Raw genomic sequence first — 14,477 nt, 5'->3', positions numbered from 1 at the left:
CGTACGGCGGCGGTCACTTGACGCTCCCGGCTGCCAGGCCGCTGCGCCACTGGCGCTGCAGTACGACGAAGGCAATGATCAGCGGCACCACGGCGAGCAGGGATCCGGTGATGACCAGGGGGTTGTGGTCGGGGAACTGGGGTGCGCGGGTGCTCCACTGGTGGATCCCCAGGGTCATGGGGAAGAGCTCGGGGTCGGTGAGCATCACCAGGGGCAGGAAGAAGTTGTTCCAGATGCTGACGAACTGGAACAGCACGATGGTGACGAATCCCGGCAGCATCACCGGCAGGGCGATCCGTACGAAGGTGCGCAGTTCGCCGGCCCCGTCGAGCCGTGCCGCTTCGAGGACTTCGTCGGGTACGGAGGCTTCGGCGAAGGTCCGTGCGAGGTAGACGCCGAAGGGGTTGGTGAGCAGCGGGACGAACACCGCCCAGAAGGTGTCCACGACGCGCAGCTGCGAGGCGAGCAGGTACAGCGGCAGCGCGAGGGCCGTGGGCGGCACCAGTACGCCCGCCAGGGTCACCGCGAACAGGGCCCGTCGGCCGGGGAAGTCGAGCTTGGCGACGGCGTAGCCGCAGGCGGTGCAGATCAGCGCGCCGAGGAAGGCGCCGGCCCCGGCGTAGAGCACGGAGTTGCGGATCCAGTCCAGGAACACCCCGTCTTCGCGGGTGAAGAGGTCCCGCAGGTTGTTCCACAGGTTCCAGTCCGCGAACTCGAAGGCGCTGCTGGTGGAGAAGTCGCCGACGGACTTGGTGGCCGAGGTCGCCAGCCACACCAGGGGCAGCACGCTGTAGAGCGCGGCCAGGAGCAGTACGGCGTGGACCGCGCTCCGTGAGGTCCAGCGGGATCCCGCGGCCCGTCGCGGTGAGGCGGGGCGCCGCTGCCGGGCCGCGGCTCTCGGCGTCGTCGTGGGTGCGGTCATCGTGACCTCCGGGCGGACAGGCGCATCACCAGGGCGGAGAGCAGGGCCGACGCGACGGCGAGCAGGATGGACGCGGCGGCGGCGCGCCCGTAGTCGTTGCTGATGAAGGCCGCTTCGTAGATGTAGAGGCTCGGGGTCCAGGTACTGGTGACCGCGCCGGTGAAGGTCCGCAGCACCAGCGGTTCGGTGAACAGCTGGAGCGAGCCGATGGTGGTGAACACGAGCGCGACGAAGAGCGTCGGCCGGATCATGGGGACCTTGATGGACAGCGCGGTGCGGAGGGCGCCCGCCCCGTCGGCGCGTGCGGCTTCGAGGACCTCGCGGGGCACGGTCTGCAGCGCGGTGTAGAAAATGATCGTGTTGTAGCCCATCCACTGCCAGGTGGCCATGTTGACGATGGAGGGCAGTACGCCGCCGTCGCCGAGCGGGTCGAACGGGAGGACGTCGTTCAGCGGGCCGATGCCAGGGCTGTAGAGGTAGCCCCAGATCAGCCCGGCGATCACCCCGGGGACCGCGTGCGGCAGGAAGACGGCCAGCGACCACATCCGGCGCAGCCGGACGGCGGCGGAGTCGAGGAGCAGGGCGATGACCAGGGCGCCCGCGAACATCACCGGGATGTGGACGAGCGCGTAGCGGGCGACGTGCAGGACGCTGTCGCGGAAGGCGGGGTCGCCGAGGACCGCCGTGTAGTTGCCGAGGCCGGTGAACACCTCGCGGTAGCCGTCGAGGCCGAGCCCCGAGAGTCGGTCGGTGAACAGGCTGAGCCAGCACGCGTAGCCGATGGGCACCAGCACCGTACAGAGCAGCAGGAGTCCGAACGGCGCGGCCAGGGCGAGGCCGGACAGCCGCCGCCTGCTCTTCCTCCGGGGCAGGGGTACGGGCGCGGCGGCCGCCGTGCGCTCCGGGGCGGGCGCGGGAGCTGTTGTCGTGGTCATGTTCGGACCCCGTCCGTCACGGCCAGGCCGCGCGCCCGCATGGTGCTCACGGCGGCCGACTGGATGCGGTGGACCGCCCGGGGCATCGTGGTCGCTCCGGTGGGGACGGGCCCCAGGGCGTCGGCGGCGGCGGAGAAGACGCTCAGCGCGTTGGGTCCCCAGGTCCACGCGGGCACCCGGTTCGCCGCCGCGTCCAGCACGTCGTACACCGGGTCGCCGATGAAGTACGAGTCGTCGTACGCCTCCCGGGCGACGCGCCGGCCGGCCCGGTGGGCGGGCGAGGGGAAGGTGATCTTCGCCCCGATGCGCGGAACGGCGGGATCGGTGCTCAGCCACCGCAGGAAGGTCAGGGCCGCCTCGGGTACGTCGCTCTCGGCCGAGATCCCGAAGGCGGAACCGCCGTGCACGCCGTTGGCCGGCTCGTCGCCCCAGGTGGGCATCGGCGCGACGGCCCAGCGGCCGGTGTCGTCGGGCAGGGACTTCTTCAGCAGCCCCACGCTCCAGGTCGCGCCCAGGAGCCCCCACAGTCCGCCCTTGTGCAGGGCGGCGGTCCAGCTCTGCGTGCCGGTGCCGCCGCTGCCGACGCGGCCGGAACTGATCATCTCCTGCCAGTAGTCGGCGGTGCGCAGGGTGCCTCGACGGTCGATGCCGACCTGCCAGGAGCCGTCGGCGATGTGCCACCACGGGTCCCCCGCCTGCCAGGCCATTCCGGCGAGGAACGCGCCGTCGTTGAGGGGGAAGGTGGTGATCCGCGCGGCCGGGTCGGCCCGGCGGACGGCCGAGGCGGCCAGCCTGAACTCCGCCCAGGTGCGGGGCACTTGGATTCCCGCGCCGTCGAAGAGGTCCTTGCGGTAGTAGAACGCCATCGGGCAGAAATCCATGGGTACGGCCCAGGTGCGTCCGTCAGGACGTACGCCCTGCCAGGCGGCCGGCAGGAATCCGCCTGCCAGGTCCGCCATGTCGTCGGTCAGCTCGCGCAGACCGCCGGTCGTCAGGATCTGCGGCAGCGCCTGGTACTCGACGTGCAGGATGTCGGGTGCGTTGTGTGCGCGGATGGCATTGGTCTGCTGGGCGTAGCCGCCCGCCACTCCGGCGGCGATCACGCTCAGCTCGACGTGGACGTCGTGCTGGGCGGCGTTGAACGCGGCGACGTACTGGTCCATCCCGGTCAGCCAGGACCACAGGCGCACCCGGGTCGCTCCGGAGGACACCTCCGCGCAACCGCCGAGAGCACCGCCGGTGAGAAGCGCGGCGCCGATGCCGGTGGAGGCGCGCAGCAGCGACCTCCTCGACCGGTGCGTCCGAGGACCGCCGTCTCCGCCACCGGCGTCGGGTGGGATGCCGAGCACCATGAGTTTCCTTTCGCGCAGCGAGCTGTTCGCACACTTCAGCGCCGGGGAAAGCTCCGGGTCAACGGAAACGAAAGACAACGATCAGAATCGATAGGAAAGGAAGCCGGGCGATAGCGCAGAGCAGGAGCTGGAGCTGGACCTTCCGCGCCACCAGGGCGGTGAGGTAGAACAGGGCGGTCGGAGCGAAGCCGAACGAAGCGAAACGAAACGATCACCAGAACGCCAGAACAGCGGGAGCGACTCCATGAGACTGGCTTCGGAACGGCAGGAACTCATCCTCGCCGCCGTCCGGGAACGGGGCACCGTACGCCTGGCCGATCTGGTCGTACGGCTCGGAGTGACCGCGGTGACCGTGCGGCGGGACGTGACGATCCTGGCCGACCGGGGCCTGGTGCAGCGCGTGCACGGCGGGGTCACCCAGCCGCACCGCGGTCATCCGCCCGAGCAGCGGTCCCCCGCCGGTCCCTCCCCCTTCGGCCGGCTGCCGGGTCAGGCCCTGGTGGGCATGGTGGTCCCCACGGTCGAGTTCTACTGGCCGCCGGTCATTCAGGGTGCCCAGTCGGCCGTGGCCGCCGCGGGCGGCAGACTCGCGCTGCGCGCTTCCGCGTACGACGCCGCGGAGGACCGGCGCCAGGTCTCCGCGCTCCTCGACCGCGGGGCACGCACCTTGCTGATCGCCCCCACCACCACCGGCGAGGCCGGGCTGGACCTTCTGCGCTGGCTCGGCGGCCTCACCGTCCCGGTCCTGCTGGTCGAGCGTCTGCCGCCACCGGCGCTGCCCACGCTGCCGCTCGACGCGGTGACCACCGCACACAGTCTGGGGGCGGGCCTGGCGGTACGGCACCTGGTCACGCTCGGCCACCACCGGATCGCCTTCGTCACCGCCCGGTTCAGTCCCACGACGCGGGCCCTGCTCGAAGGCTGGCGGGAGACCGTCGCCTCGCTCGGCCTGCCGGGCCCGGAGGACCTCGAATTCGACGTGCCCGCCTACGGCTCCCCCGGCTGGGCCGACGCGTACGACACCGTGCTGCGGCGCTGCCACGACGCGGGGGTCACGGCCCTGTTCGTGCACTCCGACAGGGAGGCCATCGGCCTGACGGAGCGCGCCCGCGACCGGGGGCTCACCGTCCCCGACGACCTGGCCGTCGTCTCGTACGACGACGAGGTCGCCGCGGCGTCCGACCCGCCGCTGACCGCCGTCCGCCCGCCCAAGCACCGGCTCGGCTCGGTCGCCGCCGAAATGGCCCTGGCCCGCATGGCCGACCCGGCCGAACGCCCCGTGCACCGGGTGCAGTTGTGGCCCACCCTGGTGGTCCGCGGGTCCTGCGGGGGCGCCGGGACCTGATCGGGCCGGGCCGCACTGACCCCACTGGGCTGCCCCGACCCCACTGGGCTGCCCTGACCGCACTCGGCTGCCCCGACCGCACTCGGCCGCACTGGGCCGAAAGAATTCTTCTGGGCATGTGTCGATTGCGGCGTCCGCCGTTCGACGCATCAGTGAGAGGACGGGGAATCGCCCCGCCACCCGCACCCCAGGAGACGGTCATGCCGCGTTTTCTTTCGCTCATCCGCGTGGACGAGAGCACCTCGCCCGCCGAGCCCAGCCCCGAACTGATGGAGCGCATGGGAGTGCTCATGGAGGAGATGACCAAGGCCGGCGTCCTGCTCGACACCGGTGGCCTCGGCCCCCTCGACACCGGCCGCCGCGTCCAGTGGAGCGCTGGGAAGGCGACTGTGCTCGACGGGCCCTTCACCGAGGCCAAGGAGGTCGTCGGCGGGTACGCGATGCTGCAGACCAAGGACCTCGACGAGGCCGTCGAGTGGACCAGGCGGTTCGTCCAGGTCCACGAGGACGAGTTCGACCTCACCTGCGAGGTGCGCCAGGTCTTCGGTCCCGGCGACGAGTAGGCGAGCAGCGGTTGCCGTGCTGTCGCGCGGCTGCTCTGATGGGTGGCCGTGACGGCAGGAAACGCGGTCGAGACCGTATTCAGGATCGAGTCCGCGCGGATCATCGCCGGTGTCACCCGCATCGTGCGGGACGTGGGCATCGCCGAGGAGATCGCGCAGGACGCACTGGTCGCCGCGCTGGAGCGGTGGCCCGAGGCAGGTGTCCCGGACAATCCGGGGGCCTGGCTCATGGCCACCGCCAAGCACCGGGCGATCGATCTCGTACGACGCCGGGAGACGTACGCCCGCAAGCTGGCGGAGGTCGGCCGGAGTCTGACGGACGTGGCTCCGCCGCCCGATCCTTCGGGCCCCGGCGACATCGACGACGACCTGCTGCGGCTGATCTTCACCGCCTGCCACCCGGTGCTCTCCTCGGAGGCGCGCATCGCGCTCACGCTGCGGCTGCTCGGCGGGCTGACGACGGACGAGATCGCCCGCGCGTACCTGGTGGCCGAGCCGACCGTCGCCCAGCGGATCGTACGGGCCAAGCGGAAGCTGGCGAGCGCGGGCGTGCCCTTCGAGGTGCCGTACGGACAGGAGCGCGCGCAGCGGCTCGCCTCCGTCCTGGAGGTCGTCTACCTCGTCTTCAACGAGGGGTACTCGGCCACCGCGGGCGACGACTGGATACGGCCCGCGCTCTGCGAGGACGCGCTGCGGCTCGCACGGGTGCTGGCCGGGCTGATGCCGAAGGAGGCGGAAGTCCTGGGCCTGGTTGCCCTGTTGGAGCTCCAGTCCTCGCGCACGAGGGCGAGGACCGGCGCCGACGGCCGCCCGGTGCTGCTCGCCGACCAGAACCGCGGGCAGTGGGACCGACTGCTGATCCGGCGCGGGTTCACCGCACTCGCGCGGGCCGCGGAACTGGGCGGCGCTCCCGGCCCCTACGCGGTCCAGGCCGCCATCGCAGGCTGCCACGCGCGGGCGGCGAGCTGGGAGGAGACGGACTGGGGGCAGATCGCCGCCCTGTACACGGTGCTGCCGCCGTCGCCCGTGGTGGAACTGAACCGGGCTGTCGCCGTGGGCATGGCGCACGGGCCCGAGGCGGGGCTCGCCATCGTCGACGTACTGGCGAAGGAACCTGCGCTGGCCGGGTACCACCTGCTGCCCAGCGTGCGCGGGAACCTGCTGGCGGAGCTGGGGCGGACGGCGGAGGCGCGGACGGAGTTCGAGCGGGCGGCCGCGCTGACGCGGAACGAGGCGGAGAAGGAGCTGCTGCTGAGGAGGGCCGCCGGCACCGCTTGATCCCGGGGAGCGGACCCCGGTCACGCTCCGGGAACCCCGGCCTTGGTCGCGGGACTGTCGCGGCGGGCGCGGCGGCATCCGATCAGGAGCAGAGCACACGCGAGCACGACGAGCGGCCAGGGCGTGAGCGGGAGGACCACGGCGTCGACGACGGTCCAGACCCACAGCGACCAGGCGATGAACGCCGGTGGGGTGATGCCGCGGCGATCCAGCCACAGCACCGTCAGGCCGAGCAGGATGAGCGGCGGGCCGAAGCTCTCCAGGCTCAACCAGTACGCGCTGCCCGCCGGGCTCATGTCGGCGAGGTCCTCGTGCCACAGTCCGCCGCTGAACCACGTCCCGGCGTGGCGCGCGGCCTTCTCCACCGTCAGGGCGCCGATGGTGTGCGCGGTTCCGAACAACGTGATGATCCAGCCTGCCCACTTGATCATTTGAGTTCTCCGTCCTGTCGCGAAGGCGATCTCCGAAGCCGGAGTCCCGACACCGCGATTCCGGCACCGCGATTCCGGCACCACAGTTCCGATACCGCAGTTTCGATACTCTGGTTCCGTATAGTGCGGGCATGGCAGCGAGAAAGCAACAGGGCGGACGCCCCCGGGACAGCCGCGTGGACGAGAAGATCCTGCGGACCGCCCGCGAGCTGATCGACGAGGTCGGCTACCCGGCCCTGACCGTCGATCAGGTCGCGGCGCGCGCCGGGGTGGGAAAGGCGGCGATCTACCGCCGTTACGGCTCCAAGGCCGAGATGGCGTTCGTCGCCACCATGCACGAGCAGTCACTGCCCCCGTGGGCCGGTACCGGCTCCCTGCACGGGGATCTGCTGGCGCTGGTCAGGACGTATCACGCCCGCATGGCCGCCCCGGCGGCCCGACAGCTGGCACCGGCCCTGATCAGCGAACTCGCCGCCAATCCCGAACTGGACAGCCGGTTCCAGGACACCTTCATGGCCGCCGAGCAGGCCGGCTTCGCCGAAATCATCGAACAGGCCGTGGCCCGCGGCGAGTTGTCCGGGCCGGTCGACCCCGCGATGGCCCACGTACTGCTGCTCGGCTCCCTGGCGTCCGCCCTGTACATCCTCAACCTGCCCGTCGACGACGCGATGGTCACCGACCTCGCCACCGCCGCGACGGCAGGAATCACGGCCCTGGCCGACCGGCACCGCGGCGACCCCGGAGGGGCCGCCGAGACGCCTGCTCGCTGACGGGCCCGACTACTCGATGACGAGCTCGACGGGGATGTTGCCGCGGGTGGCCTTGGAGTAGGGGCAGTACGCGTGGGTCTGCTCCAGGAGCTTGCGGCCGGTCTCGCCCTCCAGGTGCTCGGGCAGCTCGACCCGCATGACCACGGAGAGCCCGAAGCCGCCGTCGGTGTCCTTGCCGATGCTGACCTCGGCGGTCACCGAGACGTCCGCGACGTCGAGCTTCTCCTGGCGGGCGATGGAGCCCATCGCACTGGCGAAACAGGCGGCGTATCCGGCCGCGAAGAGCTGCTCGGGGTTGGTGCCCACGCCGTTGCCGCCGAGAGCGGCGGGGAAGCCGAGCGGCAGGTCGATCTGTCCGTCGGAGCTGACGGCACGGCCCTCGCGGCCGTTGGCGGTGGCGACAGCGGTGTACAGCGCGTCCATGGGGTCCATCTCTCTTCGGTCGTCATCGATCGGGAAAACCGTTCGGGGACAACTAGAGCACGCAATTCAGTTGTGCACAACTCAATGGTGCGCGGTACGCTGCTTCCATGGCGAAGGAACGGGCGAACGCGATGGCCGAACGAGATGCGGGAGACGTGGGAGACGCGGCGGAGCCGAGAGACCTGGCGGAGCCGGGAGACGCGGCGGAGCAGCTGGGAGACGTACGGGACGAGGACTTCCTCCGCCTCGACCACCAGATCTGCTTCTCGCTGCACGCGGCGACGCGCGCCTTCAACAGCGTCTACCGCTCGGCGCTGAAGGACCTCGACCTCACCTACCCGCAGTACCTGGTGATGCTGGTGCTCTGGGAGGACGGCGAACTCCCGGTCAAGAAGATCGGCGAACGCCTCAGGCTGGACTCGGGCACCCTCTCCCCCCTGCTCAAGCGCCTGGAGGCGGCGGGTCACGTGGAGCGCCGCCGCAGCGCCGACGACGAGCGCTCGGTCACCGTCAGGCCCACCGCGGAGGGCACCGCGCTCCGTGCGAGGGCGCTGGCCGTGCCGCGCGCCATCGCCGCGTCCACCGGCCTCTCCCTGGATGAGGTCATGGACCTGCGCGCCCGGCTCAACGCCCTGACCGCCGCCCTGGACGGCACAGCCCCGGGCACGCACCCCGGAAGCTGCGCCACGGACGAGACCAAGAACGAGAAGGCGTAACCACATGGATCACATGAACCACATGAACCACATGGACCTGTCACCCCAGCCGTACGCGGCCCTGCCCCCCGCCGTCCACCGCGAGGCCGTCGCGGCTCAGACCGCCGCCCTCGTCGCGCTCACCCGGGGCGCCGACCTGGCGACACCGGTGCCCGGCTGTCCCGGCTGGACCCTGCTCGACCTGGTCAGGCACACCGGAAGCGTGCAGCGCTGGTTCGCCGCCCTGCTGCGCCGGGGCGTCCAGACCCGGCCCGAGAGCCGCGAGGTGGAGCTGCGGCTGCCGGAGCACGAGGAGGGTTACCCGGACTGGCTGGCCCGGAGCGCGGACGAGGCGGCCGGGGCGTTCGCCGCCGTCGACCCGGACGCCCCGATGTGGGTGTGGGGCGCCGACGGGCACGCCAGGTTCTGGATCCGCCGGATGCTCTTCGAGACCCTGGTGCACCGCGCCGACGCCGAACTCGCCCTCGGGCGGCGGCCCGTGATCGACCCCGCCCTGGCGACCGACGGGGTGGACGAGTTCCTGGTCAACCTCCCCTTCGCCACGCCCTTCGCCCCCGGAACCGCCCAGCTGCGGGGCACCGGCGAGACGCTTCGCTTCCGTACGACGGACACTGGGGCCGACTGGCTGGTGCGCCTGCGCCCCGACGGCTTCGGCATCGAACAGCAGCGCCCTGCGCAGGACTCGGCCGACGCCACCGTGGAGGGGGCGGCGGCCGATCTCCTGCTCCTCGTGTACGGCAGGGTGCGGCACGACACGGACGCCTTCGTGACCTCGGGGGACGAAGAGCTGCTGCGGCGGTGGTTCGCCCACTCCGAGTTCTGAGGCCCGGCCGGGGCGGCGGCGGGCATCGTCAGCAGCGCGGTCGAGCGCGGGCTCAGGGCCAGGGCCGGTGCTCAGGGCCAGGGCCGGTGCTCAGTGCCAGAGCCCGTGCTCAGTGCCAGGGCCGGTAGTGCGGGTTGCTCTCGCAGTTGCTCATGATCTCGACCTTGGTCTTCTTGTCGACCGGGCAGACGCCGATGATGTACTCGCGCGCGATTCCGCCGGGGAAGGCGACCTCGACCTGGGCCGCCCACTGGTGGGTGTCGCCGATGGTCTTGTTGATGTCCACGCCGCCGGGGGCGTCGATGTAGTAGTTGTAGCCGGACTTCCACCACGTCTTGTAGAGGTCGTGGTCGTAGGACGTGGACACGTACGGCGAGGGCTGGTTGACGTTGACGTACTGCTCGATGTCGTACTGGCCGGCAAGGACGTCCTTGGGGTGGAAGCCCTGCTCGAAGACGATCGCCGGGCCGCGGCCGTCGCTGCGGTAGAGCGTGTCGCAGGTCTTGCGCCAGACCGGGGCGGGGGTGATCCGGTCGACGTCGACACGGCGGTCGACGGCGGCCTTGACCGGGTCGTCGAACTGGGGGCAGGCGGGCGCGGCGGCCTTGGCGGGCGCTGCGGTCTTGGTGGAGATTGCGGCCTTGGCCGGTACGGCGGCAGAGACGGTGGAGGGCGCCGCCGCGGACGCGGCGAGGGCTGCGGAGAGGGGCAGGACGAGGGCAGCGGCCCGCCGCCACAAGCGAGTTGTCATCATGAGGAGCACGGTCACAGCTCGGCGGCGGCACATCGGGGATCTTCACTCGTTCGGCGGCGTGTCCCGCGCCGGGCACCACGCACCGGATGTCGTACACGGCCGTCCGGCGCTTGTCCCGGTGGACCTGTCAGCCGTACATCGCCACGCGGTAGAGCGCCGCGAGCGCGTCGTCGATGGGGTGGGGCTGCGGCCTGCCCGTGGAGTCGAGCTTGTTCCACCTCTGCATGTTCACCGCGACGGACATCTGCCGTCCGCCGTCGGCACGGGTCACGGCCAGCGCGCCGGCGCCCCAGACCGTGCCGCCGTGGCCCCAGAAGGTGTCCTGGCCGGGAGCCTCCGTGGGGTACAGGCCGAGGCCGTAGTCGATCGTCTTCCCCTCCTGGGAGACGATCCGGACGGTGCGTCGCATCTCCGCCAGCGACGACGGGCCGACGATCTCACCGGCGAGCAGCAGCCCGTAGAAGCGGTTGAGGTCCGTGACGGTCGATATCAGCGAGGCCGAGGGGCCCACCCAGGACATGTCGTAGACGCTGTAGTCGCGCGGCGGGTCGATCATGCCGAGCCAGGCCTCGTAGAGCTGCGAGTGCGGCCCTTCGATGTGCGGACCGGTGGGGAATCCGGTGTCGCGGAGCCCGGCGCGTTCGATGACGTTCTGGGTGATGCACTGCTCGGCCGTGCTGCCGGTCACGTGCTCCAGGAGCTGGACCAGGAGCAGGTAGTTGGTGTTGGAGTACACCCCCAGCGGGCCGCCCGGGGTGCCGACGGCCGGTGCGGTGACCCCCAGCTCGATGAGTTCGACGGGGTCGAACCGCGTGAACCGGTGGTCGTCCAGGCTCTCAGGACCGGTGTCCGCGAGGGCGGGGAACGCCTTGAGGGAGGGGAAGGCGTACGGGAGGTACTCGGCGAGGCCGCTGGTGTGGTTGATCAGCATCCGGACCGTGATCGCCTCACCCCGCGCTCCGGGCACCAGTTTCGGCAGGTACCGGCCGATCGGCGCGTCGAGGCGGATCCGGCCGCTCTCGGCCTGCTGCAGGACCGCGGCGGCGGTGAAGGTCTTGGTGATGCTGCCGACGCGGTGCCGCATGTCGGCGGTGACGGGGCGTCCGGTGGCGACGTCGGCGACCCCGGCGGCGCCGCGCCAGACCTGGTCGCCGGCCCGCACTTCGGCGAACAGGCCGGGCATCCCGGCGCGGTGGACGTTCTCCATGGCTGCGTCCAGCTCATCGGTGTTCAGCTCAGTGGTGTTCAGCTCAGTGGTGTTCGGCATTGCGGCGTTCTGCATTGCGACGTTCGGCATTGCGGGATCCAGTGGATTCCTCATGACATGCGTCCTTTCGATCGGCCGCCCGATCCGGGCAACAGGGCACCAACAGCGCACCGGCAGCCCGCAGTTGGGCCGCTCGGCACGCTCTGCCCTCATTATGCACGCGGTGCGTGCAACGCCAAGTGCACGACCAAGTGCTCACCCAAGTGCACTACCAGGTGCATGAGTTAGGCTGACTCCCTACGAGAGGGGCGAAATGGCAGGCAGAAGGCGCTGGTCGACCGAGGAGATCCTGGATGCGGCGGCGGAGCTGCTGCGCACGGGCGACGCCGACTCCTTCAGCGTGCGCAAGCTCGCGGGGGTGCTCGGCACCGATTCCTCCAGCCTCTACCGGCACTTCCGCAGCAAGACCGAACTGCTGCGCGCGGTGGCCGACCGGATCATCCTGGCCGCCATGGACGGCTACCGGCCCGAGGGCGACTGGAAGCAGCGCATCACGGCCGTGGCCCTGCGGGTACGGGAGGCATTCGGCCGGCACCCCCAACTCGCCGCGACCTGGGGCCGCTACGCATCGAGCGGCACCGGCTCCCGGCTGGTCATGGAAGAGGTGCTGCAGGCCCTGCGCGAGTCGGGGCTGCCCGACGCGGAGATCCCGGCGCGCTACCACCGGATCGCGGTCCTCATCGCGGCGCTGATCTCCTCCGAGGCAGGGGTCGGCACCGTCACCCCCGGGGAGTACGAGCAGGGCATGGAGCTGTTCCGCGTCGCGGTACTCGGCGCCGACCCGGAACGCTTCCCGGCCCTGGCCCACTTCGCCCGCGACGTACGCCCCCTCGGGGCGGACCGCGGCGCCGCGTTCGAGGAGCTCCTCGCCGCCCAGCTCGCCCACATCGAGGCCACGGTCCGCCCGGCCTAGCCGCCCGGTCTAGCCACCCGACCCAGCCGCCCCCGTGCCGTCACACCTGCGATTCGGCCAGCAACCGCAGTGCAAGTTCCTTGAGTTGAGGGTCGGCTTCCGCGGCGTTGCCTGCGTCGAACGGGGGCTGCGGGTCGTACTCGACGGCCAGTTGGATCGCCTTCGCCGTGGTCTCTCCTGCGATCTGGGAGGCGAGGTACAGGGCCATGTCCAGGCCCGCCGAGACCCCCGCCGCCGTGATGATCTTCCCCGAACGCACGTAACGCTGAGGCAGATAGGTCACGCCGAACTCGGACCGCAGATAGTCGGCGGAGGCCCAGTACGTCGTGGCCTGCCGTCCCTTCAGCAGCCCCGCCGCGGCGAGGACGAGCGTTCCCGTGCACACGGAGGTCGTCCACCGGCTGTGGCGGTCGATGCGGCGGATCCAGCTGAGCAGCTCCTTGTTCCGCATCGCCGCGATCGTGCCGCGATTGCCGCCGCCCGGCACGAGCAGGACGTCAAGCCGGTCGATCTCGGCGATCGATCGCTCGGCCAGCACCGCCACGTCGCCGGTGTCCGTACGGACCGGGCCCCGGCGCTCGGCGATCATCGTCACGTGCGCACCCGGCAGCCGGGACAGCACCTCCGCGGGGCCCGTCGGGTCCAGCAGGCTGTAGCCGTCGTACAGCAGGATGCCGATCTCCGGTCCGGCGCCACCGTCCCGCTGTTCGCCGTCCGCGCCCCCGGCATGTGCGGCTCCGGCGGCCGCGGCCCCGGCATGTGCGGCCCCGCCCTGGGTCGCGGTGCCGGCGGCGGCGAGCGCCGCGGTGGCCACGGTCCCGCGGAGCAGGGCCCTGCGTGTCGTCGAATTCGTCATGACACGGGAGTCTTCTGCCCCCGGGGGACGCGCGCCCGCGGCATGTCCGGCATCCTGCGAATCCTGTCCCCGCCGACTCCATAGTGGTCCAGGAACGCCTGCCGGAGCGTCTGGGCCGACCCGATCCCGCACCGGCGGGCGATCGCGGCCAGCGACAGCCCGCTGGAGCGCACCAGATGCGCCGCCGCTTCCGTACGGGCCGCCCGCACGGCCCGTGCCGGGGTCGTGCCGAGGTGCGCGGTGTACAGACGGGTCAGGTGCCGGGTGCTCACTCCTGCGCGGGCCGCCAGCGCCCCGGGCGTCAGGTCCTCGGTCAGGTGTCCCGCGATGTAGCCGGCCAGGTCCCGTACCAGCCGGTCGCCCGGCGGTGGAGCGGCCAGAAACATGCTGATCTGGGCCTGGTCGGCGGGCCTGTGCAGGTAGGAGACGAGTTCACGGGCGACGGCACGGGCCAGCGTCGGCCCGTGGTCGTCCTCGATCAGGGAGAGCGTCAGGTCGAGAGCGCTGGTGACCCCGGCGGAGGTGTAGACGTTGCCGTCGCGGATGTAGAGCGGCCCCACGTCGACGGCCACGGCCGGGTGGCGGGCGGCGAGTTGCTCTCCGTACCCCCAGTGCGTCGCCACCCGCCGGTGGTCAAGGAGCCCGGCGGCGGCGAGCACGTAGGTGCCGGTGCAGACGGAGGCGACGCGCCTGCTACGTGCGGCCAGCCGTCGCACCTGCGCCAGCAACCGCCCGTCCGCGGCGGCGGACTCGTATCCGGCCCCGCCCACGACGAGCAGCGTGTCCAGCCGTCCGGTCACCGCCTCCAGCCCTCGTCCCGCCCCGAGTACGATCCCGGCCGAGCTGCGGGCGGCACGGCGGCCGAGGGTGCCCAGCTCGATGGCGTAGGGCGGACTCGCCCCGTACCGGTTGGCTATGTCCAGAGCGCCGCTGGGGCAGGCGATGTCGAGGATCTGCGCGTCGTCGTAGGCCACGATGAGGATGCGCCGCTGGTTGTCCGTACTGTCCATGGGACCGATAGCACCACGCGGCGGGGAAGTGCCCTGCCGCCGGGGCGGGTTGGCCGCTCGGAACTACGTTTTTCGGCCGATGTGACACGCTGCCGCAGCTGTGAGACTGAGCGTGGTCG

At 71.5% G+C, this 14,477-nt stretch carries 16 protein-coding genes; 7 read left to right on the top strand and 9 right to left on the bottom strand.

Annotation, left to right across the window (positions count from 1 at the left end):
* Positions 1 to 13: 13 nt before the first annotated feature.
* From ACH4SP_RS03145 to ACH4SP_RS03135, 3 genes are read right to left on the bottom strand one after another with little or no spacing between them, the layout of a single operon-like run.
* Positions 14 to 922 carry a carbohydrate ABC transporter permease gene (locus tag ACH4SP_RS03145; protein ID WP_398408616.1) on the bottom strand — a complete coding sequence of 303 codons (909 nt, stop codon included), beginning with the start codon at positions 920 to 922 and terminating at the stop codon, positions 14 to 16.
* The gene (locus ACH4SP_RS03140; RefSeq protein WP_398408614.1) at positions 919 to 1,857 is read right to left on the bottom strand and encodes a carbohydrate ABC transporter permease; all 939 of its coding nucleotides are present in this window, start codon (positions 1,855 to 1,857) and stop codon (positions 919 to 921) included. Before ACH4SP_RS03140 ends, ACH4SP_RS03145 begins: the two co-directional genes overlap by 4 nt.
* Positions 1,854 to 3,209, bottom strand: a complete 1,356-nt coding sequence (locus ACH4SP_RS03135; protein ID WP_398408612.1) for an ABC transporter substrate-binding protein — start codon at positions 3,207 to 3,209, stop codon at positions 1,854 to 1,856. The genes ACH4SP_RS03140 and ACH4SP_RS03135 overlap by 4 nt, the downstream gene beginning before the upstream one ends.
* A gap of 244 nt (positions 3,210 to 3,453) precedes the next feature.
* Between ACH4SP_RS03135 and ACH4SP_RS03130 the strand changes: the two genes are divergently transcribed.
* The 3 genes from ACH4SP_RS03130 to ACH4SP_RS03120 all read left to right on the top strand — a co-directional run bounded on the left by ACH4SP_RS03130 (position 3,454) and on the right by ACH4SP_RS03120 (position 6,395).
* Complete coding sequence (locus ACH4SP_RS03130; RefSeq protein WP_398408610.1) at positions 3,454 to 4,554, top strand: substrate-binding domain-containing protein; 1,101 nt, start codon at positions 3,454 to 3,456, stop codon at positions 4,552 to 4,554.
* Positions 4,555 to 4,754: 200 nt separating this feature from the next.
* Positions 4,755 to 5,117, top strand: coding sequence for a YciI family protein (locus tag ACH4SP_RS03125; protein ID WP_398408608.1), 363 nt, complete (start codon positions 4,755 to 4,757; stop codon positions 5,115 to 5,117).
* A gap of 48 nt (positions 5,118 to 5,165) precedes the next feature.
* On the top strand, positions 5,166 to 6,395 hold the full coding sequence (locus ACH4SP_RS03120; protein ID WP_398408606.1) for an RNA polymerase sigma factor: 1,230 nt from the start codon (positions 5,166 to 5,168) through the stop codon (positions 6,393 to 6,395).
* 20 nt (positions 6,396 to 6,415) lie between these two features.
* Here ACH4SP_RS03120 and ACH4SP_RS03115 read toward each other — a convergent pair whose 3' ends face one another.
* Positions 6,416 to 6,826 (bottom strand): DUF6463 family protein, encoded by a 411-nt coding sequence (locus ACH4SP_RS03115; RefSeq protein WP_398408604.1) that lies wholly within the window; start codon positions 6,824 to 6,826, stop codon positions 6,416 to 6,418.
* Between the two features lie 131 nt (positions 6,827 to 6,957).
* Here ACH4SP_RS03115 and ACH4SP_RS03110 point away from each other — a divergent pair, with 131 nt between their 5' ends.
* Positions 6,958 to 7,596: a TetR/AcrR family transcriptional regulator gene (locus ACH4SP_RS03110; protein ID WP_398408602.1), complete on the top strand. Its 639-nt coding sequence runs from the start codon at positions 6,958 to 6,960 to the stop codon at positions 7,594 to 7,596.
* 9 nt (positions 7,597 to 7,605) lie between these two features.
* On the opposite strand, the gene ACH4SP_RS03105 is transcribed toward ACH4SP_RS03110, so the two are convergent.
* Positions 7,606 to 8,019: an organic hydroperoxide resistance protein gene (locus tag ACH4SP_RS03105; RefSeq protein ID WP_398408600.1), complete on the bottom strand. Its 414-nt coding sequence runs from the start codon at positions 8,017 to 8,019 to the stop codon at positions 7,606 to 7,608.
* Between the two features lie 107 nt (positions 8,020 to 8,126).
* Here ACH4SP_RS03105 and ACH4SP_RS03100 point away from each other — a divergent pair, with 107 nt between their 5' ends.
* The gene (locus tag ACH4SP_RS03100) at positions 8,127 to 8,735 is read left to right on the top strand and encodes a MarR family winged helix-turn-helix transcriptional regulator (RefSeq protein WP_398408598.1); all 609 of its coding nucleotides are present in this window, start codon (positions 8,127 to 8,129) and stop codon (positions 8,733 to 8,735) included.
* 4 nt (positions 8,736 to 8,739) lie between these two features.
* The gene (locus ACH4SP_RS03095) at positions 8,740 to 9,558 is read left to right on the top strand and encodes a maleylpyruvate isomerase family mycothiol-dependent enzyme (protein WP_398408596.1); all 819 of its coding nucleotides are present in this window, start codon (positions 8,740 to 8,742) and stop codon (positions 9,556 to 9,558) included.
* Between the two features lie 109 nt (positions 9,559 to 9,667).
* On the opposite strand, the gene ACH4SP_RS03090 is transcribed toward ACH4SP_RS03095, so the two are convergent.
* Together ACH4SP_RS03090 and ACH4SP_RS03085 are read right to left on the bottom strand one after the other, a co-directional pair.
* Positions 9,668 to 10,312, bottom strand: coding sequence for an ADP-ribosyltransferase (locus ACH4SP_RS03090; RefSeq protein WP_398408594.1), 645 nt, complete (start codon positions 10,310 to 10,312; stop codon positions 9,668 to 9,670).
* Positions 10,313 to 10,439: 127 nt separating this feature from the next.
* On the bottom strand, positions 10,440 to 11,579 hold the full coding sequence (locus ACH4SP_RS03085; protein WP_398408592.1) for a serine hydrolase domain-containing protein: 1,140 nt from the start codon (positions 11,577 to 11,579) through the stop codon (positions 10,440 to 10,442).
* Between the two features lie 253 nt (positions 11,580 to 11,832).
* Between ACH4SP_RS03085 and ACH4SP_RS03080 the strand changes: the two genes are divergently transcribed.
* Positions 11,833 to 12,492 carry a TetR/AcrR family transcriptional regulator gene (locus ACH4SP_RS03080; protein WP_398408590.1) on the top strand — a complete coding sequence of 220 codons (660 nt, stop codon included), beginning with the start codon at positions 11,833 to 11,835 and terminating at the stop codon, positions 12,490 to 12,492.
* Positions 12,493 to 12,532: 40 nt separating this feature from the next.
* Here the strand turns inward: ACH4SP_RS03080 and ACH4SP_RS03075 are convergent, their stop codons facing one another.
* Positions 12,533 to 13,348 carry a DJ-1/PfpI family protein gene (locus ACH4SP_RS03075; protein WP_398408588.1) on the bottom strand — a complete coding sequence of 272 codons (816 nt, stop codon included), beginning with the start codon at positions 13,346 to 13,348 and terminating at the stop codon, positions 12,533 to 12,535.
* Positions 13,345 to 14,358, bottom strand: coding sequence for a GlxA family transcriptional regulator (locus ACH4SP_RS03070; RefSeq protein ID WP_398408586.1), 1,014 nt, complete (start codon positions 14,356 to 14,358; stop codon positions 13,345 to 13,347). Before ACH4SP_RS03070 ends, ACH4SP_RS03075 begins: the two co-directional genes overlap by 4 nt.
* Positions 14,359 to 14,477: the final 119 nt, after the last annotated feature.

This window comes from Streptomyces sp. NPDC021093, from assembly GCF_044333135.1.
GTDB lineage: Bacteria > Actinomycetota > Actinomycetes > Streptomycetales > Streptomycetaceae > Streptomyces.
Note: the sequence above shows the minus strand (reverse complement) of the source record. Positions and strands in the feature narration are given on the sequence as shown.